Annotated in this window: 25 protein-coding genes and 1 tRNA gene (1 of these 26 running past the window's edge); 14 read left to right on the top strand and 12 right to left on the bottom strand. The window is 47.2% G+C overall.

The features are described 5' to 3' along the window. Positions 1–49 precede the first annotated feature (49 nt). Complete coding sequence (locus K7B67_RS18080) at positions 50–2,191, top strand: S8 family peptidase (protein WP_252177269.1); 2,142 nt, start codon at positions 50–52, stop codon at positions 2,189–2,191. A gap of 101 nt (positions 2,192–2,292) precedes the next feature. Here K7B67_RS18080 and K7B67_RS18075 read toward each other — a convergent pair whose 3' ends face one another. Continuing rightward, positions 2,293–3,615, bottom strand: a complete 1,323-nt coding sequence (locus K7B67_RS18075; protein WP_252177268.1) for a transposase — start codon at positions 3,613–3,615, stop codon at positions 2,293–2,295. A 223-nt stretch (positions 3,616–3,838) separates the two neighbouring features. On the opposite strand from K7B67_RS18075, the gene K7B67_RS18070 reads away from it, so the two are divergent. Next, positions 3,839–4,678 (top strand): type I-F CRISPR-associated protein Cas7f/Csy3, encoded by an 840-nt coding sequence (locus K7B67_RS18070; RefSeq protein ID WP_252177267.1) that lies wholly within the window; start codon positions 3,839–3,841, stop codon positions 4,676–4,678. Continuing rightward, positions 4,675–5,286 carry a type I-F CRISPR-associated endoribonuclease Cas6/Csy4 gene (gene cas6f, locus K7B67_RS18065; RefSeq protein WP_252177266.1) on the top strand — a complete coding sequence of 204 codons (612 nt, stop codon included), beginning with the start codon at positions 4,675–4,677 and terminating at the stop codon, positions 5,284–5,286. The genes K7B67_RS18070 and cas6f overlap by 4 nt, the downstream gene beginning before the upstream one ends. 330 nt (positions 5,287–5,616) lie before the next feature. Here cas6f and K7B67_RS18060 read toward each other — a convergent pair whose 3' ends face one another. From K7B67_RS18060 to K7B67_RS18050, 3 genes are all read right to left on the bottom strand, one after another. Then, positions 5,617–5,793 (bottom strand): type II toxin-antitoxin system RelE/ParE family toxin, encoded by a 177-nt coding sequence (locus tag K7B67_RS18060; RefSeq protein ID WP_252177265.1) that lies wholly within the window; start codon positions 5,791–5,793, stop codon positions 5,617–5,619. Next, positions 5,786–6,007 carry a ParD-like family protein gene (locus K7B67_RS18055; RefSeq protein WP_252177264.1) on the bottom strand — a complete coding sequence of 74 codons (222 nt, stop codon included), beginning with the start codon at positions 6,005–6,007 and terminating at the stop codon, positions 5,786–5,788. Before K7B67_RS18055 ends, K7B67_RS18060 begins: the two co-directional genes overlap by 8 nt. 239 nt (positions 6,008–6,246) lie before the next feature. After that, positions 6,247–8,271: a hypothetical protein gene (locus tag K7B67_RS18050; protein WP_252177263.1), complete on the bottom strand. Its 2,025-nt coding sequence runs from the start codon at positions 8,269–8,271 to the stop codon at positions 6,247–6,249. 395 nt (positions 8,272–8,666) lie between these two features. Here K7B67_RS18050 and K7B67_RS18045 point away from each other — a divergent pair, with 395 nt between their 5' ends. Further along, positions 8,667–8,912, top strand: coding sequence for a hypothetical protein (locus K7B67_RS18045; protein ID WP_252177262.1), 246 nt, complete (start codon positions 8,667–8,669; stop codon positions 8,910–8,912). A gap of 83 nt (positions 8,913–8,995) precedes the next feature. Here K7B67_RS18045 and K7B67_RS18040 read toward each other — a convergent pair whose 3' ends face one another. The 3 genes from K7B67_RS18040 to K7B67_RS18030 form a co-directional block, all read right to left on the bottom strand. Beyond that, positions 8,996–9,322, bottom strand: coding sequence for a hypothetical protein (locus K7B67_RS18040; RefSeq protein ID WP_252177261.1), 327 nt, complete (start codon positions 9,320–9,322; stop codon positions 8,996–8,998). Between the two features lie 76 nt (positions 9,323–9,398). Then, on the bottom strand, positions 9,399–9,884 hold the full coding sequence (locus K7B67_RS18035; RefSeq protein ID WP_252177260.1) for a hypothetical protein: 486 nt from the start codon (positions 9,882–9,884) through the stop codon (positions 9,399–9,401). Between the two features lie 117 nt (positions 9,885–10,001). After that, entirely contained in the window at positions 10,002–10,526 is a 525-nt protein-coding gene (locus K7B67_RS18030) for a DUF2878 domain-containing protein (RefSeq protein WP_252177259.1), read from the bottom strand. Positions 10,527–10,925: 399 nt separating this feature from the next. Here K7B67_RS18030 and K7B67_RS18025 point away from each other — a divergent pair, with 399 nt between their 5' ends. From K7B67_RS18025 to K7B67_RS18010, 4 genes are read left to right on the top strand one after another with little or no spacing between them, the layout of a single operon-like run. Next, the gene (locus K7B67_RS18025) at positions 10,926–11,168 is read left to right on the top strand and encodes a hypothetical protein (RefSeq protein ID WP_252177258.1); all 243 of its coding nucleotides are present in this window, start codon (positions 10,926–10,928) and stop codon (positions 11,166–11,168) included. Positions 11,169–11,177: 9 nt separating this feature from the next. Further along, on the top strand, positions 11,178–11,663 hold the full coding sequence (locus K7B67_RS18020; protein ID WP_252177257.1) for a hypothetical protein: 486 nt from the start codon (positions 11,178–11,180) through the stop codon (positions 11,661–11,663). Positions 11,664–11,700: 37 nt separating this feature from the next. Then, positions 11,701–12,363 (top strand): LysE family translocator, encoded by a 663-nt coding sequence (locus tag K7B67_RS18015; RefSeq protein ID WP_252177256.1) that lies wholly within the window; start codon positions 11,701–11,703, stop codon positions 12,361–12,363. Between the two features lie 10 nt (positions 12,364–12,373). Next, complete coding sequence (locus K7B67_RS18010) at positions 12,374–13,312, top strand: universal stress protein (RefSeq protein ID WP_252177255.1); 939 nt, start codon at positions 12,374–12,376, stop codon at positions 13,310–13,312. A 27-nt stretch (positions 13,313–13,339) separates the two neighbouring features. Here the strand turns inward: K7B67_RS18010 and K7B67_RS18005 are convergent, their stop codons facing one another. Then, positions 13,340–13,789 (bottom strand): c-type cytochrome, encoded by a 450-nt coding sequence (locus tag K7B67_RS18005; protein ID WP_252177254.1) that lies wholly within the window; start codon positions 13,787–13,789, stop codon positions 13,340–13,342. Positions 13,790–14,126: 337 nt separating this feature from the next. Here K7B67_RS18005 and K7B67_RS18000 point away from each other — a divergent pair. Further along, positions 14,127–14,201: transfer RNA gene (locus K7B67_RS18000), tRNA-Arg, on the top strand. A 45-nt stretch (positions 14,202–14,246) separates the two neighbouring features. Here the strand turns inward: K7B67_RS18000 and K7B67_RS17995 are convergent. Then, positions 14,247–14,537: a HigA family addiction module antitoxin gene (locus K7B67_RS17995; protein WP_252177253.1), complete on the bottom strand. Its 291-nt coding sequence runs from the start codon at positions 14,535–14,537 to the stop codon at positions 14,247–14,249. Between the two features lie 248 nt (positions 14,538–14,785). Here K7B67_RS17995 and K7B67_RS17990 point away from each other — a divergent pair, with 248 nt between their 5' ends. Genes K7B67_RS17990 through K7B67_RS17980 form a run of 3 tightly spaced genes read left to right on the top strand, consistent with a single transcriptional unit; the run spans position 14,786 to position 15,792 of the window. Then, positions 14,786–15,025, top strand: a complete 240-nt coding sequence (locus tag K7B67_RS17990; protein ID WP_252177252.1) for a glutaredoxin — start codon at positions 14,786–14,788, stop codon at positions 15,023–15,025. 36 nt (positions 15,026–15,061) lie between these two features. Then, positions 15,062–15,232: a hypothetical protein gene (locus K7B67_RS17985; RefSeq protein ID WP_252177251.1), complete on the top strand. Its 171-nt coding sequence runs from the start codon at positions 15,062–15,064 to the stop codon at positions 15,230–15,232. Next, entirely contained in the window at positions 15,229–15,792 is a 564-nt protein-coding gene (locus K7B67_RS17980) for a hypothetical protein (RefSeq protein ID WP_252177250.1), read from the top strand. Before K7B67_RS17985 ends, K7B67_RS17980 begins: the two co-directional genes overlap by 4 nt. A gap of 326 nt (positions 15,793–16,118) precedes the next feature. Here K7B67_RS17980 and iscB read toward each other — a convergent pair whose 3' ends face one another. Both iscB and K7B67_RS17970 read right to left on the bottom strand, forming a co-directional pair. Then, on the bottom strand, positions 16,119–17,459 hold the full coding sequence (iscB, locus tag K7B67_RS17975; RefSeq protein WP_252177249.1) for an RNA-guided endonuclease IscB: 1,341 nt from the start codon (positions 17,457–17,459) through the stop codon (positions 16,119–16,121). A 245-nt stretch (positions 17,460–17,704) separates the two neighbouring features. Further along, positions 17,705–18,907 (bottom strand): hypothetical protein, encoded by a 1,203-nt coding sequence (locus K7B67_RS17970; protein WP_252177248.1) that lies wholly within the window; start codon positions 18,905–18,907, stop codon positions 17,705–17,707. Positions 18,908–19,114: 207 nt separating this feature from the next. Here K7B67_RS17970 and pssA point away from each other — a divergent pair, with 207 nt between their 5' ends. Then, on the top strand, positions 19,115–19,942 hold the full coding sequence (gene pssA / locus K7B67_RS17965; RefSeq protein ID WP_252177247.1) for a CDP-diacylglycerol--serine O-phosphatidyltransferase: 828 nt from the start codon (positions 19,115–19,117) through the stop codon (positions 19,940–19,942). A 25-nt stretch (positions 19,943–19,967) separates the two neighbouring features. Here pssA and betA read toward each other — a convergent pair whose 3' ends face one another. Continuing rightward, on the bottom strand, positions 19,968–21,638 hold the full coding sequence (gene betA / locus K7B67_RS17960; RefSeq protein ID WP_252177246.1) for a choline dehydrogenase: 1,671 nt from the start codon (positions 21,636–21,638) through the stop codon (positions 19,968–19,970). A gap of 276 nt (positions 21,639–21,914) precedes the next feature. On the opposite strand from betA, the gene msrP reads away from it, so the two are divergent. Continuing rightward, positions 21,915–22,524, top strand: partial view of a protein-methionine-sulfoxide reductase catalytic subunit MsrP gene (gene msrP, locus K7B67_RS17955; protein ID WP_252177245.1) — the 5' portion only. Its footprint extends 434 nt past the window's final position; only the first 610 of its 1,044 coding nucleotides appear in the window; its start codon is at positions 21,915–21,917; its stop codon lies off the right edge, out of view.

Here is a 22,524-nt window from a genome sequence, read left to right as displayed (position 1 = left end):
ATTTGATTGGGAAGGCTGAAGAGTTGACTGCGCTCACGGCACCTCAAAAATGAGTCCTCCGGGGGCGGCACTGTACACGCTACCAGAAGTAGTGCAGAGACTGAAACCACAATTTGACGATGTGGTTGAAAGGCAATCTTTGCTTATAGAGGAGGTTTGTCCTAGGGATTACAGTGTTAGCAAGCTCACTTTGCACCCATCATATATTTCAAAGAGTCACTTTCCTCGCACTCTGCTCAGAGAGATGGGGGTGCATTCAATTGGTAGCAAAGCGGATGAAGTATTGCCAGATAAGTGGACCAGGAAGGGAAAGCCTAAAAGTACTCCTTCTACGAGCCTGTTTATCGCAGGGAAAAGGCATCAGCTTGCAGAATTTTCAAACAAATTATACCAGATCAACATGGATACACCTGGCGCTAGTGATTTGTTAAAAGTATGGAGTGTTGAGTCGATTCCAGAGTCTACCAAAGTAAAAAAATCGGATATAGATTCTGAAGGATACTTTGAAGCTGGGCTGCAACTTATGCCTGAAGGGTCTTCTGAATTCATTAAGCATTCATTCATAGAATACGCTGGATCCCTTGGGTTTAGTGTCGAGAAAGAATGGGCTATAGGTGTCTCCAGCTTATGGTTCATTCCACTGATCGGAGAGCCTGATAGGGTGGGACAGTTGGCTCAACACTCTTTTGTTCGGGTCGTCAGACCATTGCCCATGCTCAGATCTTTTCGCCCCATAATTAGGTCTATGCCTATTAGTGCAGAAGCCAATTTGCCTAGTTCAGAACCGTATTCATCTGATGTCCGGGTTGCAATTTTGGATGGAGGTTTGCCACAAAAGCATGCTCTCACTCCTTGGGTCAATAATTACATAATCTCAGATTCGTCTGCGCAAGATTGTGCTGACGGCCCCGCGCATGGGGTGGCTGTGACATCAGCATTTTTGTTTGGGCCACTGTCGCCAGATGTTGAAGCCCAACGCCCATTTTCATATGTTGATCACCATAGGGTTTTAGACAGTGGCGCTAGTCACGAAAATCGTCTTGAGCTTTACCGGACATTAACTCATATCGAAGATATTTTGATGTCTAGGCAATATGAATTTATCAATATAAGCCTTGGCCCAGACCTGCCCGTTGATGATGATGAAGTTCATCCATGGACATCGCTTTTAGATACCTATCTTGCTGAAGGGGATACCTTTTTGACGATAGCTGCCGGAAATAATGGTGAAATGGATGAACAAGAAGGGTTATGCAGAATACAAGTGCCTTCTGATTGTGTAAATGCAGTCGCAGTTGGTGCAGCTGATAAGACTATCTCTGATTGGCAGAGAGCTTCATACAGTGCGAAAGGGCCTGGTCGCGCGCCTGGGCGTGTTAAGCCTGACCTACTGGCATTTGGCGGATCTATAAATGAATATTTCCATGTTACCAGTGATGATGGATTAGCAAGGCTAACCCCAACCTGTGGAACAAGTTTTGCCTCTCCATATTTATTGAGAAAAGCTGTTGGGGTGCGGGCAATACTGGGCCATTCAGTCTCTCCATTGGCAATTAAGGCGCTGTTGGTGCATTCTGCTGAGCAGGGTGGTCATGACCCTCATCATGTTGGTTGGGGGAAGGCTCCTGAGAGCATTAATCAAATTATTGAATCACCTGACGGAGTGGCTCGCATACTTTATCAAGGTGAGCTTTTTCCTGGAAAGTATTTGAAAGTTCCACTTCCTATTCCTAAAGAAGGCATAAAAGGGAAAGTAAAAATTAAGGCTACCTGCTGTTTTTCAACACCCGTTGACCCTCAAGATACCTCTATGTACACCAAGGCTGGAGTTGAGATCACTTGGAGACCGAAACCTAAACCGATCAAATCAGAATCATTTTTTAAACAAAAAAAGGTAGCAACGGAGGCAGAGCTAAGATCTGATGCTGGCAAATGGGAATCTGTTCTGCATGCAGAGAAAACCAAATTCGGCTCATCACTACAAGACCCCGCGTTTGAAATACATTATATGGCGCGAGACGGTGGTGACAGTATTTCGGGAGCGAAAGCCCCAACAATCAATTACGCCTTTATTGTGTCGCTTGAAGCACCAAAGCACTCGGAGATTTTTAACGATATTCTCAGAGCTTACTCAAATGTTTTGACTGAAATTCAACCACGCATATCTACTCCAATCCCCGTACAGTTGTAGATTTTTGTGTCCGTCAGGCGTTTTTAGCGATTACGCTACCTGACACTCGATAACGTAGTTTTTAATCCTTGACCACGACTTTGATTTCTGCCTGCCTTCCTCTATGCAGCTTTAGCATGGTAAACCAGAGACTGAGTGTACTTCTGACGCCCCAAGTCACGCTCGGCCATATGTTTGCTGGAGGTTCGGGTAGGTAAGGCTTCTCGCAGTGACGTTGTTAATGCTTTCAATGCCTGTTCAGGGCAGTCTGCCATGACGACATCCTTGATCGTTTCAGTCAGTGACTCCATCTTGAGATGCTCGATCAGGCAGCCTGCGGGCATCCCGGGCTGTTTGTTTTTAAGCAGGGCGACCTGTTCCGGATGCAGCAACAGGAGATGATCGCACAACAGGCTCATGATCAGGCCCCGCTCTGATCCTTCAACGCCCTGCTGTTTGCTCAGCCGGTTCCAGCCTCCGCACTTTTTCAAGTCCTGAATGAAAACCTCGACCAACCACCTCAACGAGTACTGTCTGGCAATATCGGTATGACGCCATGACAAATCAGAAGCCACCAGGTAGCGGTAGTCGGCTTCTCCTTCGTATTTCAACGCTACAGCAAAACGACGTTTATCGTGGGCTTTGACATGCAATCGGGCGGCCAGCATGGTGACAGGCTTTTCTTGTCCACCACGGATGATTAACCGTGTATCCACACCAGGCTGACGGGCAAAATAGGTATCCAGATCTGTTGTAGAGTTACGGCTTGAAACAATCTGGTTAGAACGCAGCTGGCTGATTACCTGCACACCACCTGCAAGGGCCGAAGCTTTATCCATGAAGTCGCCCGTGCCATAAAGAGCATCTGCCAGAATGCTGTGTATCTTCAAAGCCGGGAAAGCGGATGTGAAATCATTAATCATATCCAGTGCCAGAGCCTGCCTGGTGGGAAAGCGGTCATGGTCTGGTTTTGGTTGCCTGGGACGTTGGCAAGTGGGTACTCCCTGCTCTTTAAGTGTCTTGTTTTTCTTGCGCCAGGCGACCAGCTGAGGGTCAGGTTGGTAAAAGCGGAAACCTACGGGTATCGTAGCTGTGTCAGTCACCAGTACCATGAACACCAATTCCTGACCGTTATAGTATCCCCCTGTCGCCTTGTCCTTGATCTTGTGGGTTCCCGGTATTCTCGATGTTTTCTTTGCTCGCTTCTTTCCGGTGTCGTCAACCACCAAAGTTCCGCTTTTGATTTGGTATGTGGTCAATATCTGGCTGACGCTGGCTTGCAGCAAGAGTTCCCAGGCAATCTTGGCTCTGTAGAAAACCCACCGTAGCTGGCTGGGCTTGGCCGATCCGAGAGAGCTTCGCCCAAAGGCCGCCCAGTTAAGTGCACCGGTAACAATAATGCCTGTCATGATGAGCCCAAGTCCTGCTTTCTGGCTACAGGTCAATCGAGCTCCCGGTTTTATGGCCTGTAATGACTGGTCGAGGGCTTGGAGAAAGTCAGTAATAACAGATAAAGGGCGAACCAGCACAGATACAACACTTGAAAAGTAGGGAAACGGAGTGCAATCTTACCAAGCCTGCCTGCTGTTGTGGTGTTGAAAGTATCTCGCAGGGCTTGATACCGAGCTGCAGCAGCAGTCTGGCACTGCTATTCAAAAAACTCTCCCCATGTCAACTGCTAAAAACTACGCTATCGAGATTCAGGAAGTTTATATGCCACCTGAGTCTGAGGCATTGGTGGTTCGTTTTTCAATAAGCATTAAGGCGCATTCTGGGCAGTTGTATCAATGTGATCGCCCGGAAATGAAGGAGGCCGTGTCGAGGCTAAGTGACGCTTACAAAGAAGTGGGTGGTTATCGAGTGTTAGCCCGAAGGTATCTGGAGAACCTGTTGTTGGGTAACTGGCTATGGGAAAACCAATACACCCTTGGAACAGAAATTCGCCTACATGATTGCAGGACCAAAGATCAAATGGTCATTGATCATGTGGAAACAAGGCGGTGGAACAGAGACTTGGATGATCTTGAGGAATCCATCGAAAAATGGGTAGATCGATTTGAAGGGGCACTGACATCCTTGAGCGATTCCTGCTCGTTACTGGTTGAGGCAAAGTTGATTTTACCGCTCTGTTCAGAGGTATTTCCAAGTCAGACATTTTCCGATGGTGAATCACGTAGTAAGTTACTGGCCACTTGTGCAAACAATGGTGAAGAGCAAGTAGTATTCAGTCGCCATAAGCTTGGGGCAGCCTTGCACCAGATTGATGACTGGTTTCCGGGGGCAATATCTCGGAAAAAAGTCAGTGCATATTGTGCAGATAGACAAGAGCTGACAGCACACCGACACCCAAGTACAGGAAAAGATTATTTTTCCTTGTTAAAGAATATAGAGCGATATATTGAGTTTCTGGTAGCGAAACCGGATGTGAATGATCCAGCAATGGATGATATCCACTTCCTTATGGCCTGCCATGTGTGCGGTGGTATGAGGCCGGAGAAAAAAGAATGAAACGCTTTACCTTCGGTATCCAGTTTCAGCCGGGATCCAATAATGAACTGTTGGTTGGCAGGTGCTTGAAAATCCTCCATGGGTTCCAGTGTAGGCATGGCATCAACAGTGTGGGGGTCACATTTCCGAAATTCTGCGATAAAACCATCGGTGACATCATTGCTTGTGTTTCAGTAGACCGGCTCTGCTTACAGCAGCTAATGTCACAGCCGTACTTTCTGGAGATGCAAAGACTTCAGAAGTTTTTCTTTCATGAGATCATCACAGTTCCTGATAACGTTAAAGAAGTTCGATACGGAAAAGAATTAAAAAGCGATAAATATTGTGAGGGAGGCAGGCAGCGGCGCATAAGGCGTGGGCAGCGAATAGCTGAAAAAAAAGGCTATAAATATCTACCGAGGCAGGACTCATCAAGTCGTGTTCGCAATATTCAGTTGTTTCATAACATTCCAATGACCAGCTCTGAGGATCCCACGCAAGTGTTTTACTTTAGGCTCCAGAAGCACGCGGCTAAAAATATATGCTGCGATGGGTATACCAGTTATGGGTTAGCAAACCAGGAGTGTGCATGCGGAACGGTGCCTGATCTGACTTTTACCAAAAAATAATCAGGGCTTTTAGCTGGTTGTTTTTTTAGAAATTTTTTGAGCGAGCTAAAAAAGAGTGTTTTGTGGATTGTTGGCCTATCCTCTTGAGCTGTAAGGGTTACATGCATTTTCCCTCCCGTGACCTGCCGAGCAGACAGTTGGAAATTTGTAAAAACTGGATCTGATTTCAGCCTGGCTGTGACCTGCCGTGTAGGCAGTTGGTAAAGAATGAGGTATCGAAGCTTACCCTGATTTCACCTAACCTACCGTGCAGGTAGATCGCTATCGAGGTAAGAAATTGTCATGTTATGACTGTAAAGTGAATTATTTGTCATGAAATGATTGTTTTATTTATGACAAATGAAGTTGCAAGGCTGCTACAGCCCTTGGTAATTCATGACTGAAATTGTCACGATATGGTAGTGCCGACATGATGGCTGTATCAAGATCCGCTTTCTGGTTCGGCTTGAGTTTTTTCACGGCTCTTGCAAACCGGGCTGTCTGGAGTATCGTCTTTGCTTTAGCCAAAACGGTACTCCGAGACCAGACCCTGTTTGCGCTCTTCTTCGGCTTCCAGAATATCTTCAATGAAAGTAATGGGCAGGTCAGGGTTTTCCTTGGCTACTTTGCCAAGGCTGACCCAGTATTCCACCTGTTTTGCCGCCGAGCGTTTTTTGAACTTGCCAACAAGGGTTGCAGCGGTCACCAGTTCTCCATCCAGTCGTAAGGGTCTGCTTGACATGTTTCAAATCCTGTTTTTTGTATCAGATTGCTACAAATATGGTTATGTGTATCATGCCTGCCAAAAGCCCCTTGAATGGACAGCTGCGGGGTAAAGAAGCAACTCACTGCCGCTTTTGGCAAGGGCTGGAGTGAGAAGCAGCTGCTCCATTGTTGCCGTTTCGCAGAAGCCTTCCCTTCTTTGGAAAAACTCTCCGCACTGCGGAGACAATTGAGCTGGACCCATCTTAAATCGCTGATTTACGTCGTCGGCAAGCCCAGCTTGTCAAAGAACGCCTTATTTCGCTCTTTGGCAGATTGCACCAGCCGGTTGTAGGAAATTACTTCGATAAAGGCGCCGTAGCTTTTGTTATAGCCAAAGTACCCCATATGATCAGTAGACGCTGTTAAATCCCAGTTTTTGCACCTTTTGAGCATGGTGGAAGTCAGGTCACACACTATATAGCAGAAGCCGGGTACGTCTCTGGAGTTCGGGATCAGTAATCCATTTGCGGTTTTTGCCTGACCTTCACGAATACGATCCAGGTAAGTAAGAGCCTGGTCAATAGGGTCTTTTTCTTCTCCCTGGGCGGCATCGTTCCGCATTGGCCTTTTTATCTCAACCACTGTGATAGAGGCCAGTGGTAAGTTCTTTTTATCGGATACCAAAATTGGATTGTCACACACATTCAAGGCGCATAGATCCGGTTTTTTCCCGGAAGAGTCACCGGTAATCGGCATCGAGCTTAATGGTTTGTCAGAGGCAAGGTAGTCATGGAATGACAACCTTTCATTAATGAGCCAGAGATTGCACGCATCCAGTGGGGTCTGAGTTGAGTCCTTATGCATGGGCATAATCAATTGATGAATCATATTCTCACGAACGTATTTCCCGCTGTCCAGTTGAGCAACATGCTTTTCCAATAAGTCAATAATTGTACGACGATGGCTAACGTAGTTTGCCAAGTCTGATTGTTTAAAGTCATTGGCTTTTTGCAGGTAGTTACTCAGCCGGTTTTGATACTCTTCGAAGTTGCTCTCAACGACGGGGTTCATGACTTCATGCCCTTCCTCCAAAAGAGCACTTTCCGCCTCGAAGTATTGTCTGTGCAGGTGTAACTCAAGGTCTTTGTCAGATATTTTGGGGTCAACCGTGAGTTCACTCTCATTCATATAGCTGATAATGGATCGGTATCGAGGAGACTTATGCGCTACAAATTCTTCCACTCGCTCTCTGCCTGCTTTCAGGTTTTCCTGAAGATAATCTGAGAGGTACTCCCTGGTTTTGTTTGCAACGGTATCCCTGATTTCACTGAGGGAAACGTCTAAATCACTGGTCAGGTCGTCAATAGTTTCTGCAATGTTGAAGGCGGTTCTCTCGGAGCGCACATGTTCATCAAGATAGAGTGAGGTCAGGTAGCAGGCGTAGGTGAATTTACCAACATCGTCGGATATTGTGCCAAAGAGACCCGGTATTTTTTTACTGATGGATTCTTCTTTTACAACCCTGCTGGCAGCGCAAAGAAACATTGAATGATTTTTGTGCACTCCTGCCCGAAACTTGATGTGGGTGAGTTCGAAACGGTGTTCCTTAATGTTGACGTGCTCGGTGGTTGCTTTTGAGTGCATGCACTGGTCGAAAATAGTACTGAGGGAGATTGTCTCAGAACCATCCTTGACAAGGATGCATGGTACAGCCGGATTCCTTACGAAGTACCACAGGCAGTGCTCAAGTAGCGCTTCTGCAATGGCTGATGCGGTTTTGCGGCAGCTTGAGTAATAGGTTTTATCAAAACCGTCCAGCGTTAATACGGTACGTGCTGTTTTATCATGAATATCAACAAGAGGGTCTGACTGAACACCTTTCTGTGCTGAAAATGAAAATCGGCGTTGATAAACGTTTCCATCCTGATGAAAAATACTGTCGACCTTAGCGAGATCAAACGCTTTCAACCACATCAGACGACCAATACCCCGACAGCCTTTAGCGATTTTGTGGTCGGAATCCAGCGTTTCAAACGATGCCATATTGGCCTCGTTAAAGCCAACACCATCATCTGTAATGATGAAGCCCTTAATGCTTTCTTGCTCTGCCTCTTTCTCTGAGTGCATTTGCTGCTGAGGGTTACGGATGATCTCAAGGGTAATCTGGCCAGTTGTTAGCCGGTCAGCTTCTTCAAGGGACTGGATTGAGTTAACAACCGCTTCAAAAACGGGCAACAGGCCGTGAGACTTGGGTAAATGGGTGTTGCGCAATCTTCCGGCAAGATTGGTATAAAGGCTCATTCGTGCTCCTCTGGAAACAGCCTGCATCGTTGTTTCACTTATCAGACAGAATAATTTATGCCCAAAGAGAATAGACCGTCTGGCCAGCTATGCACGGTGCGAAAAGGCTAAATGGATGTTCGCCACGATATGAAAAAATTTTTCTTCAAGCTATTCCCAATCATGCCGACTACTAACGCCATATTCCCGGAGGGGTCTATTGAGGCTTTACAAGGTGATCTATATGGGTAATTATAATTTTATTGTTTTTTGATGGCGGAATAAGAATGGAGGAGTCACACCGACTGGCGTTTTAAGAACGCTGGACTATAACTAAAACAAATCGGAACAAAAGTCATAAAAAATGGGTTGAAGCAAAGGTTGCTTCATTGACCAGTATCCAAGAGGAAAGAGCTATGGCACGGAAAACGCCGAAAAAAGCTGCTGCTGGTTTTGACGGGGTTGATATCAGTTTCCTGGGTAGTCGAGACGAGCCCGCTGATCAACGCACGGTGGAGTCCCGGAAAAAACTCAGAGAAAGTCTCAACGCCCAAGTGGAGGCTTTTCTTAAATCCGGTGGCGAAATAGAAGAAGTCCCATCAAACGTTACTGCCGATCCGCCCAAAAAGCCGTCGAGCGAATACGGTAACCGTTCAATCTAATGCGTTTTTTAAGCCCGACACTGTCGGGCTTTTTAATGGGCTGGAGAAGTGACGGCATCGTCCTTGCCGGAATGTCAGATGTGTTAATCGATAGGAGGCATTACCGGCAGGGGCTGGTTAAGGCCATCAGGCTCTATATATCGAATGGCTGAGTCCTGCTGGAGCAGGCTTTCAACATCCAACAGTGCGTCGGACAGAAAAATAATGCCGCAGGAACCAAAGGGGCGTACCAGTGACAGCCTTGCCTCTGAAGAAAGATTGCCCAGCTGTTCAAGAAGTAGCCCGGCATCGCAGCTGTTAACCCGGTCCGCATCAAAGACAGCAATCCAGCGATGAGTTAAAGAACTGAGCTCGGCGTATGAGCACAGTGACAGTGACGCAGTGAAGAAAAGCAGAAGCAGGCGAGGCATATTTTTTTCCTTCTAAAAAGACAGGAGCCTTTTATATCAGGCCCCGGTTTAGCGTCACGATCATTGAAGGGGTTCTTCAATCATCAAGCTCAGACGAGATCAGTTGTTTGTAGGCAAAGACGATTTTGATTGAAGGTCTTTTCAGAATTTTCTGAATCCAGAAGCTGAACCACTGTGGTGCACTCATATCCTCTTCTTCGTACTCAAACACTGTCGGCAGGTATTCAATAGGGTGGGCAGTGTCTTCATCATCAATGACTGAGAAAAGTAAACCGGGCGGATTGGCGATACCGTCATTGCTTAACCAGGGCTGACAGAAAAAACTCATTTCAAGGTTTATTGACCAGAGCTTAAAATTCTTACTGACGATCAGTTTGAAGCGAGCCTTGTTTTTGGCTTTTTCCCGGCTGGGTATATATTCCAGAGGCTCTACCCGAGCTGGCATCTTGCGAACGTTCAGGCCTTCGATAGGTTGGGTGCCGGACTTGAACCAGGACTGGATATCAGCTGCCTTATGGTTCAGAAAGTCGCTGGCGTTAACAGGGGATGTTGAGACGGTCATTAAATACCTTCCTTTATTATTGTTTGTACACTTCTATCCGGAAATGGTGTCAGGCTACACAGAAATGACGGCATCTTGCAATAATTTATTGGAGAATGGACTCCTATCGTGACTCGATCATCCCGTATTCTGGCGGCGATATCTCTCCATCCAGATATCAGAGAATGTCAGAATAATATTGATGATGATGGTTGCGGATATTGAAAGAATGGCCACTGCCTGCCATTCTGGCAGACAGGAAGAAACGTAAGTGAACTGCAACAACAGGCAGTAATGTCCTGCGGTCAAAATAATAAGAAACAGGTTACCTGTCAGTCTGTTGTTACCGATCCAGTTCAGGCTATGACGAATGGTTAGCCCCAGCATAATCCAGACACAGGCCAGCCATGACGGAAGAATCCGATTCTCACTGGAAAACTGAAGAACACTGATATTGCCCATCACACTGTCCAGGGCGCTACCCAGGATCAAGGTAATAGCCAGAATCTCCCGCTCTTTTTTCCAGGAGCCGACGGCGGCGAAATGCACCATCAGAATGACGACTGCGGCAGCAACCGCCCAGGATGACTGAGTTGTTATGCCGATCAGCCAGCCCGCCAGAGCCAGGGCTCCGTTAAACCAGGAAGTGTTCAGTCGTTTCATTCAAAAAACCATATAGAAGACGATGGATCTCAATGTCCCAATGGTGACACCATACCATGCCAGCCAGGGAAAAGGGCAGCTACAATACCAATGGGTTGGGGACAGGGTTTTGCTGCGAGGAACCGCTGTAATCTATCTGAAAGGCCAGATAACCCTGTCTGGAGACTGATTGTCACTGAACCTGCCCTTGAAGAGGGTGTCGCAAAACTCCGGCTCTCGCACTCCTGCATCGGAACGAGGTCTGTTGTAACCAGTGACTGAGAACAAACAGTAAAGGTTGCAAACTTAGCTATCTTTGAGTATACAGACGCTTTCTGATCGAGTTGAAAGATGATACTTATTTTTAAGTGGATTCTTCGCTAGTCAGCTCAACATTAATAAACTATTGGAAAAAATATAATGGCTATTAGTGCAAAAGAAGCCGCTCAGGCGGCAGCAAAGTATTTTGAAGATGTGTCTTCAGAGAAAGCAAGGCTGTCAATTGAAGAAGTTGAACTGGAAAATGGTTTTTGGTTGATTACTCTTGGTTTGTCTGATTCTTATGCACTTGGAAGCTTAGGGAATAGGGTAATAAGCTATAAAATATTTAAAGTCAATGCTGATACTGGCGAAGTGATGTCTATGAAAATTCGTAAAGTCTAGAGTTTCACAATGCTCACCGATTTATTAATACAGTACAGGGATGGTGGTGCATTCTTAGATACAAATTTACTGATTCTATATCTGGTTGGTAAATATGAACCTGCGTACGTGCCAAAATTCAAACGTACCACAATGTATACTGAGCAGGATTACCATTGGCTTAATGGTTATGTATCTCAGTTTTCAAAAATTGTCGTTACTCCTCAGGTTTTGGCTGAAGCCTGGAATTTTCTGGAAAAAATACCTGAACATAAATTCAGGAAATTTCTGAATTCAATTCTCCCAACACTCTACCTGGTGAATGAACAATATATTCATAAAGATGAAGTAATGAGTACAGATGGTTTTAATCATATTGGGATCACTGATATGTCCGTAATATTGGCAGCAAAAAGTTTGGGATGTTTAATTTTAACGGATGATCTCAGAGCTTATAACAACTTTGCATATCACGAAGTCATGGCTATAAATATTAACCACCTGAGGCAACTGTAGCCGTTAGTGAACTGCCCCCCCATTTCAGGGGGTGGAAGTGACCAGACTCAGCCGCCGCAAGGTGGCTTTAAGGGCGAATATAATGGGTGATGAACTTAGTGCCGTTTTGTGGCCCCTGATGGCTTTCGCTTTTTCCAGTTCGGTGACCCCGGGTCCCAATAATGTCATGATCATGACCTCGGGCATGAACTATGGCATCCGGCAGAGTATGCCCCATTTTTTAGGCATCTGCCTGGGCTTCCCTTTAATGGTGCTGTTTGTGGGGTTGGGGCTGGGAGCGGTATTTGACCTTTTCCCGGTGCTTCACGATATTCTCAAGGTTCTCGGTGTCGCTTATCTTCTGTACCTTGCCTGGCTTATCGCCAAGTCTGCTCCTGCTGATTTAAATGAAGGAAAAGCCAGACCATTGACGTTTATACAGTCAGCCCTGTTCCAATGGGTCAATCCGAAAGGATGGGTTATGGCTACCGGTGCGGTGGCTGCTTATACGACAGTATCTGGAGATGTGTTTCTGCAGGTGCTGGTCATTGCCCTGGCCTTCCTGATTGTTTTGTTTCCCTGCGTAGGCGTCTGGCTGTTTTTCGGTGTTCGTCTGAAAAAGGTGTTGCAACAGCCGTCTCATCAAAGAGCGTTTAACATTACTATGGCGCTTTTGCTGGTGCTGTCTATTATTCCGGTCATTGGTGAAATGATCCGATAAGGGGTTGACTATGCACGCTTTCAAGACCGTTATGGTAGCCATCACCAGAAGCCATACCAGCGAACTCGAATTGCGACAGGCTTTCACACTGGTGGCGAATAACAACGCCAGACTGATCATGGTTTTTTTTGATCAAAGTCTGGAAGTTATGCACAAGCTTCAGTTTATTCCCCTGGAAAGCAAGCTGGAGGCAGCCATGAGAAAGCAGCTGGAACAGGATGCCGAACAGCTCAGGCAGCTGGCATGGGAAGAAGGCATTGAGGCTGAAGTTCATATTGTTGCAGGCAAGCCCAGGCAGCTCATAGCGGGTTTAATTGCAGAGTTTGGGGTAGACCTGGTCATCAAGCTTGCGGACCCTTCCGGGGCATTGGCCCGTCATCAGTTAACGGGTAATGACCTGGCACTGCTGAGAAAATGCCCGGTTCCGTTATTGATGATGGCCTGCCGGGATCAGTTGCCTGATTTCACTGGCAGGATCCTGGTCGCGGTGGATGCCGGTGACCCGGACGATGATGCCGTGGCCCTGAATAGAAACCTGCTGCTTTACGGTGATTATCTCAGCAGTCAGGAAGAAGCTGAGCTGCACGTAGTGACAGTCTGGAATTTACCAGTAAACCAGCCTGCATTAAGGATGTTGGGTGATGAAGAGATCTATGACCTACAGGAGAGTACCCATCAGCGTTATCGGCAAAGACTGGATAAAGCGCTGATCGATGCAGGCATTGACCCTGAATCCGACAAGCTAAAAGTGCATCTGTTGAAAGGCAGTGTTGCCGGTGAAGTTCAAAATCTGGCCAATGAAATTAATGTAGACCTGATCGTGATGGGAACTCTGAGCCGTCATGCCCGGGGAGTGCTGATGGGCAATACAGCTGAGAATATTCTGAACAATATTTACTGTTCTATTCTGGCCGTGAAGCCGGAGGGTTTTGTCAGCCCACTGGCCTGAGCCAGCGGACTTGATCGTTAAAAACTATCAGGGCTTGAGGCCACTCATAAATTCAATGGCGTGGCTGATCTCTTCATCAGAGCAGTCCGCGCAGGTTCCTTTTGGGGGCATACTGCCGACACCCTTGATGGCGCTACCCAGCAGGTTGTTGAAACCACCGGCTGCAGACAGTTTGGCTTCCCAGGTGGCTGTGTCACCTTTCTTGGGTGCGCCAAGTACGCCGCTGGTATGACAGGCCGTACAGAACTGGTTGTAGACCTGCTCACCGGAGCGAGGGCCGCTGGCGGCACTGGCAACAGCGCCGGCATTGGCGGCACACTCTTCACCTTGTTCACACACTGAGCCAACAGGAGCGATTCGCTCGGCCACCTCTTTACGGGAAATTTCATCCAGCTCAACAGGCTTGGCGAATGCCAGGATGGAAAACAGGCCACCGACCAGGGCCATTAATGTACGTATTTGAGTTACCCGAGACACTCACTTATCCCCTATATCGACAAAGGCCTGCGGCACCTCGCAATCAGCCAGTACAGCAGACACCCTAACGCTTCGAATTGTTGTTAAGCATCGTGGATTATAGAGCAATTGAAGGTGGTAAAACAGCGCTTTCCTTGCAGAGTCTTTACGGTGGCAATGAGCTGTAAAACAAAACCGCAATACCTGCTGCCAAAAGCTATTGGGTTGGAGATACCAGCGCCTAAAACCGTATTTGTGACAAAAAGTCATAGACAGGCAGGCAGCTGATCAGTAATATCAGCCCCGCTGAAAGCCTTGCTGATCCACACTTCAGCCCTCGCAAACTATGTTAGTCAATGCTCTCGTGGTGTAACGGATAACACGCGGCCCTCCGGAGGCTGAGATTGGGGTTCGATTCCCTACGAGAGCGCCATTCTGAAATGCCCGTCAAGTGAACTTAATCAAGGTAGCCTGAGCATCAGGCGGCATCCGGCTGGTAAGGGGTAACGTCCAGTTCTTTCTGCTTCAGGTGCCACAGGTCGTAGTCGTTTTGCATCGCCAGCCAGACCCCGGCAGAGGGGTTGTGAAATACCTTTTCCAGCCGGAGTGCCATCTCTGAGGTGATGGCTCCTCGACCATTAACCACTTTGGATAGGGTTTTGCGGCTGACGTTCAACAGCTCTGCGGCTTTGGTGATGCTGACACCCAAAGGCTTGAGAATGTCTTCTCCCAGTATTTCAACGGGGTGCGGTGGGTTGTGCATGTCCATCAGTGGTAATCCTCGTAGTTTACGGACGGGTAGTTGGCCGAAGCTTACGGATGGCTTGATAGTTTCGTTGCTGAATTTGTTGTTTTTTGGGGCGCTTGGTCATCTCTCGCAGTGCGGCAGTTTGTTCTAACGTAAGGCCATGGTTTTCCTGCCAGTCCGAGATGGATAGAATGGCTTCTATCATCACAATCCAGCCATTTTGTTACTAGTCAACTTCTATAGGAAACGTGTCCCGTAAGGTGTTCATCGTGCCAAACAAAGTAAAAATATACGGGAAGCCGGATTGTCCATACTGTGAAAATGCTAAAATGTGGGCAAAAACAAAATCAATGGATATCGAGTATTTGACGATAAACAAAGATTACACTGTGGAAGAACTTCAAGAAGCTGTCGAATCTACTGGTAATCGGTTTACTCGGTCGGTTCCTAAAATATTTGTAAACGGTGAATTCATTGGAGGATTCACTGAGTTTCGAGATCGTTTCTAAAAAATTGGTCATAAATACCTAAAACTGGAGGGATTTATGACCAAGATTACCAAAGATTCAATCAAATGTGACTTCTGTCACACAAAATACGTTCTTTGTTTTGAAACATCTTCAGAGAAAGAACCGTCACATTGCCCGTTTTGCGGTCACAACTATTCCAACGAACATGATTTCAATGAGGACGACGATAGCGGTGATCAGGAATGATCGTTGCCGCAATCGATTACTCTTATACATCCCCGTCAATAACCGTATTTGATACCACCAAAGAATTATGTTTTGATAATGTCCACTCCTTTTTTCTGACTGACAAAAAGCGGTATTCTGGCGAATTTGGTAATGTATTTGGTCATTTTTATAAGGGTTGGAAAAATAATCAGGAACGGTTTGAATTTATTTCCGAATGGGCAATCCAGATATTGAAAAAATATGAAGTTCAGAAAGTCTTTATCGAAGACTATGCGTTTGCAGCTAAGGGACAAGTTTTTACGATTGGAGAAAATACTGGACTGCTGAAAAATAAATTATGGAAGTCTGGAATTCCATTTGAAGTGGTGGCATCTGGGACATGGAAGAAAGGCTATATGGGTGCGGGTAAAGGTGCGGCTGGGAAAGATGTCATCTGCCAATTTTTTGTGGATACTGAAGGGGTAAACCTTGCAGATCGTTTGGGTACAACAAAACTGTATTCAACTCCGGTCAATGACATAGTGGATTCGTTTGGAATCTTGAAAAATTCGATAAAAACGTTGACAAAAATCGCCTAATATCTCATAAAATAAATGTAAGGGATATTGTTGATAAGGTTGAATAGGGGGGGTTGTTATGGAGAGCTTGTTTCTGTTTTCTAGTGTAGTCGGGGCAACCCTCGCTGAATGGTCTTACAAAAACCATAAGAAAGGGAATAAGGCCAGAACGTACCTGTGGGGTATGCTAGGCTTAGTGAATTTAGCTGCTGCGGGTTATGCCGCGACTTACGTTTTCGTTTAGTCGGGGGGGGGTTGTGATGGCTTATTCAAATCTTGAAATCATCGTTTTTCCTCAACTGGATACCCCGTACTTCTAGTGCGGGGAGGAATGTTGACTTGCCCGATTAGGGCAAGCTATACCCGTACCCATCCACAAACTGAATTTTCTGACAGTTTCTCCATGAAATTCCTTGGATGGTGTCACTTTCAGTCTTGATGTTGAATGAGCCTGTCGTTCTCACTGCAACCCGTCCTGTATACGTTCTTTGTCGTTTACCGGCTGGAACGATAGCCTTGACGATATCTCCAGTCTGAAACCCTTTCACTTGTTTGGAGCCTTTAGCCTTTGTACGGGGAAATCCGTACTTGTCCACTCTACACATCTGCCTCGATCCACGACCCATAGCCTTAATGATTAAGGGCTTTGTGCTTTCTGGTATGTATATGCTGGCTCCTGACTCCCCTACGCAAGCGGCATCGATCCAGTGCTCTTTCTTGTACCCTTGCTGAGTGCGGTTGAACTTTGTTCTGCCACCAGTAGCAAAGGTGGTAGGAAGACCGATAGCCTGGACACGTATTGCGGTTTCGTTTCTTGTGGCATTGACAGCAGCAGCATCTTTCAGACAATTGACCTTCTTTCCTTTCAGGATGTTGGTCACATTTCTGATTCTTGCTGTATCCAGCTTGTTCTTGTTCTTTTTCTTTGAAATAGATTCAAGCCACTGCTTAGGGTGGATAGCGCCTTTCTCTTCATTGCATGTACGACATGCAATATACAAATTACCGATCCGGCTTGAGCCTCCCAGGGCTCTGGATATGAAATGTTCGATGTTGAGGATTGGGTCGTTACTCACTCCCTTACAGTAAGAACATTTGTGTCCATCCCTGTAGAGTAAGTACTGTCTCAACTCAGTACCAAACAACGTACCTCGTTGGTACTCAACCCCCGAGATATCGGGGTTCTCCATCAACTGCATATCGAACTTAACACGCTCAACAGCCACATCACTGATGGGTGCTTTGAGACAAAATCTCTTTGCCCAAGTCTCGGTATTGAAAACCCGACTCATAAGGCTGGGCGGTAGCCAACCTTTAGGCTTAGCTCTGTTCATGAAACGGGCTTTTCTGTAGCGAGTTTTCCGGTTCCTTCTGGATCGGCGTGTTGCACGTCGAGACTCAAGAGAATCCTTAACTCTCTGGCCTCTATGTTGGAGTTCAGCAGCAAAGAAGACTTTCTTTCCACGATCACAGTCAGCAACAACGGCCATGCCTGTTGTTTTGCTTCCAACGTCGAATTTGAGTTCCAGTGGCTGTACATCGCCACCTTCTCTTTCCTTCAGGATGATTGTGAAAGGATAGCGTCTGAAGACAGCTGCTTTACCCTTGTCTAACAGCTTTCTTGCCCTTGCCGGATGGCAAGGCATAAGAGGCTTTTTGTTTTTGTCTAATACGAACACTCGGTTCATACATCGTTGTCCTTAGATTTGGTGCTTACGCACCGTTCTAGCCTTGCGGCAGTAAAGTTCACCTCGACAATGTTAATAGGCGGTTTCTTGATAGCAGCACTGTGATTAACCCTCAATACACTGTTTAACCACTATCCTTAGAGCGTGGGACTGGTGAAGCATCCCACGGTAACTATGCATTCGCCTTTAACGTAGCCACTCGAAGTGGCTTAGTCTGGTCACTTACATCCGTGAATTAGAGGCTTTTACAAGCCCCGTCCTTCAGGGCGGGGTTCAGTGACTCTGAAGGATTTAACCAGTGCCCAGATCAGGGCGTGTTTAGTGCTAAAGTCCTCAGGGTAGATCTCCACCAGAGTTTTCAAATAAGTAATAGCTTCATCCTGTTTGCCTGCCATTTCCAGGGCGCTAACGATATCTCTCCAGTCTTCTCTTATATCGCAGCCATTTTGATGGTCATAAAGAAGCTGTTCCCGGATCCTTTCTTCTGGCATGGCGGCGATGGAGTCTTCAGTAACTGTTTTCGGTGGCTGTTCCTGTGTCGGTTCGGCATCAGCTGTTCTGGAAGTCTGTTGGGGCTGTTCATCGGCAAGTGGAGAGGGGTTTCCTTCGGCAGTAGACTCGGAGGAAGGAGACTCCGGTGTTAAGGGAATGGTTTTACCCGTTTTATCATGACGCCTTTGGGTGCGTTTCAGTAATTGACCTCGCATAAAGCGGATGTTTGTGAAGCGATCAACTTTAACGACTGCTTCTTCAGTTCGGGAAAAGTCGTCGGTTTCACAGGAATTCCCGGTTAACTGGAACCCAAGTCGTCTATTAAATGCAACACAGTCCGGTGTGGTGATGAACGACACATTACTGTATTCCTTGAGTTCCTCAAACAACTCCTGAGCTTCGTTGGAAGTGACGTGAAGATGAGCTTTGACCTGCCTGACCTGGTATCCGTCTGCGGTTAACTCAACGATAAACAGGATAACAAAACCATTGTCGTCAATATTGATCAGTATTGGCAAAGCGACAGGGGGTAAAAGCTTTTCGGCTGAGGCTTCGGCAGTGGTTCGGTGAGTTTTGCTGTCAGCCTTGGTCAGATCAAGTGGTTGAGGTGTGAGAGCCAAGGGTAGATGAGGCTCCTGCGGAAAACATGGCAGGCCGTTATCCGATGCAACAAACAGGAAAGAAAACGGATCGTTCAGAAACGATAAAATCGACAGGGCAGACAACATAACGAACCAGCTTTGGTTCTCAGTACTTATGGCTGTCGAGCTGAAGGTAACGCCCGGTGAGTGGGTACTGTCGATCAGCCAGGCACCTGTCCAGCTTGCCGGGATGACCACGGCAGAAGAGGCTGTCACTTTGGTTGAATAAAGGCTGCTGCAAGTAAGTAAGCCGATGAACAGAGGAATTATGACAGGTCGTATTAAGAATCTTTTACCGCTTGTTTTCGATCGCATGGAGTTGCCCTGGTGCATTTGGTCAGTGCAGTCGCTAGCGCTACTTGTGAAATAGTCTAATCACTATAGATGCAAGCAGAAGCAGTGTCAGATTGGCTGGATGATTCAGCAAGATGCTGTTGTACGGATGAGTGATCCTATGCAGTATCCGGGTCTTTCATGGTAGAGTGTGTTTTTTTACCTTTATGTCGATGAGCAGATGTTGAAATGACCGATAAACCGGAACGACCCGAACATAAAAAAGATGCTGTGGACGGCCTGTTTCCCGTCGATGAGCACTTTGAAGAAGAAGTGGTCGAAGGCGGGGAGACAGTTCGCCACAAGGGTATCTATGTACTGCCCAACCTGTTTACCACAGGTAACCTGTTTTGTGGCTTTTACGCCATTATCAGCGCTCAGGCGGGTTTTTTTACCCAGGCCTGCATTTCAGTCTTTGTTGCCATGATTCTGGATGGGCTGGATGGTCGTGTTGCCCGAATGACTAATACTCAGAGCAAATTTGGTGCTGAGTACGACAGTCTGGCAGATATGGTAACTTTTGGTGTAGCACCGGCCATGGTTGCCTACAGTTGGGCACTGCGTGACTTGGGTAAAGTGGGCTGGATGGTCGCCTTTATTTATGCAGCCTGTGCCGCTTTGCGTCTGGCCCGTTTTAATACTCAGCTGGAAGTAACAGACAGCCGTTATTTCACCGGTTTAGCCAGCCCCGCTGCCGCAGCGCTGGTGATCGGTATGGTCTGGGCGCTGAGTGATTTTGGTATTGATGGCGATATGTTGGGTATTGCTCTGCTGGGGGCGCTGATCACAGGTCTGGCCGGTGTGTTGATGGTCAGCAACTTTCAGTACAACAGTTTTAAGAAACTGGATCTGAAAGGTCGGGTGCCTTTCATTTTCATGATTGCCATCGTTCTGGCCTTTGCCATTATCTTTACCGATCCGCCCAGGGTGCTTATGTTGATTTTCCTGAGCTATGCCTGCTCCGGACCCATTTTTTTCCTGATAGAAAAAACCAGAAAGCACCCGGCTTCTGAATAACGTAACAAGCGCAGGAGTGAGTCGATCAGCGCAGAGTGCTTCCTGCTCTCTGTCTTTCCTGCCACTGAGCGTCCATATCGACTTGTGCGGAAGACGGCGGCAGGGTATCCAGCCCTCGAATCAGGTCGGCAGCCCTCTCTGCCACCATGATAGTGGAAGCATTCAGGTTGCCATTGGGAATGGTTGGGAATAAGGATGCGTCCACTACCCGCAACCCTGCCAGCCCTCTAACCTTTGTTTTTGGATCGACCACGGCCATGTCATCGGTTCCCATCTTGCAGGAGCAAGATGGATGATAGGCACTCTCTGCGGATGCTCGGATAAAGGCATCAATCTGTTCATCGGTTTGAACGTTTTCGCCCGGTTGTATTTCTGAATCCCGGTACTCATCGAACGCCGGTTGGTTGATGATTTCCCGGGTCAGACGAACGCACTGCCTGAAGCCTTTCCGGTCGTCTTCGTGGGACAAATAGTTGAACTGAATACCGGGGTGGTCCTCTGGATTGGCTGACATGGCTCTTACCCAGCCACGGCTTTTGGGTTTGTTATGGCCGATATGAACCTGGAAGCCATGCCCGTCAAAAGCGCTTCTGCCGTCGTAGCGCATGGCGGCTGGCAGAAAGTGGTACTGCATATCAGGCCACTGGACGCCTGCCTTTGAACGAATGAAACCGCAAGATTCAAAATGATTGGTTGCACCCAATCCGTCTTTCATGAAAAGCCAGCGGGCACCAATGAGTAATTTACTGAGCGGGTCCAGTTTGCCATTAAGAGTAATGGGTTTTTTGCAACGAAACTGAAAGTAGAACTCCAGATGGTCCTGCAAATTGTTACCCACACCCGGTAGTTCATGTCGAACGGCTATCCCTGCGTCTTCCAGTACTTTGCGCGGGCCTATTCCTGATAATTGAAGAATGTGTGGCGAGCCAATAGAGCCTGCCGAAAGAATCACCTCTTTACTGACCAGCGCTTTTTTGACGATCCCTTTATGTTTATATTCGACACCCGTTGCCTTTTTGCCTTCCAGCAAAACCTGATGTACCTGGGCATGGGTCACTACCGTCAGATGATTTCGCTTCATTGCCGGTCGAAGATAGGCGTTGGCCGTGGACCAGCGGATGCCGTTCTTAACGGTCATGTGCATGGGGCCAAAACCTTCCTGTCGACTGCCGTTGTAGTCTGCGGTTTCCATATAGCCTGCTTCTACCCCAGCCTTTATAAAGGTGGAATAGAGAGGGTTTTTCATTTCATTGCCATTATTAACGGCTAACGGACCACTGTCGCCGCGATAGTCATCTGCCCCAAAAGCCCAGGTTTCTGCCTTACGAAAATACGGCAGGCAGTGACGGTAATCCCAGTCAGTGGCTCCATGGTGGTGCCATTCATCAAAGTCTTTTGCATGGCCCCGAACATAGACCATGCCATTGATCGATGAAGAGCCGCCCAGCACCTTACCCCGGGGGCAGTGCATACGACGGTTGTCGAGAAAGGGCTCTGGCTGGGTGGTAAACTGCCAGGCGTACTTTTCGGTGTTCATAGGAAGGGATAGCGCTGCTGGCATTTGAATAACAACACTCTTGTCACTTCCGCCGGTTTCAATCAGCAGAACCCGGCTGTTGCCATCTTCTGTCAGACGATTAGCCAGAACGCACCCGGCAGAACCGGCTCCGACAATAACATAGTCATATCTGGTCATGGTCAGCCTTCTGTTTTGAATACCAGTGAACATGGGAGACCTGAAAAACAACAGGGTAATTCTAGGTGGAGTGGGATAACCTGCAAGTATCTATGGGTGCTGATAAGAAAAAATGTGGTTGTGCGATCTGTCTTCGATTGGGGGATTGCAGCTCAATAGCGGGTGGGATGGAATATTTATAGTCGACATGACGTCTTTAGTTTTGACGTTTGAATGAATCTGTTCAATTGAGATAAGCGTAAAAGGTAAATAAGACCATTGCAGGGGAGTGCATCAATGCTGATTAAGACTGGAAAGTCAGGAAACATCCGCAGTAGTGAAATAACCTCAGAAAGTGTTTACAACGATCGTCGCCGCTTTTTGAAAACCGGTGGGCACTTTGCCTTTGCCGGGATGGGACTGGCTTTGGCAGGTTGCAGTGATGCGGCCGACCCCCGTTCAACCAGGAAAACGGCGGGTTCCGGCTACGACAATGTTCCACAGCTGACTGCCCCTGAGTGGTTGAAAAAGAAAGTAGCCAGCTATCAATCTGGTCGCTACACAACGGATGAAGCGTTAACCCCTTATGCCAGCGTGGCGAGCTATAACAACTTTTATGAATTCGGTTATGCAAAAGGCGATCCTGCGAAATACGCCAAAACTATGAAAACAGACCCTTGGTCGTTAGTAATTGAAGGAGAGGTTGAGAAACCCGGAAAATACACTCTGGAAGATATACTCAAACCCCATGATGTTGAAGAGCGAATCTACCGTCTTCGCTGTGTAGAAGCCTGGTCTATGGTTGTTCCCTGGCTCGGCGTGTCACTGGCCGACCTATTGAAGCGTTTTCAGCCCACTTCCAAGGCCCGGTATGTTCAGTTTGAAACCCTCTACGATCCTGAGCGGA

Source organism: Endozoicomonas sp. 4G (assembly GCF_023822025.1).
Classification (GTDB): Bacteria; Pseudomonadota; Gammaproteobacteria; order Pseudomonadales; family Endozoicomonadaceae; genus Endozoicomonas_A.
Note: the sequence above shows the minus strand (reverse complement) of the source record. Positions and strands in the feature narration are given on the sequence as shown.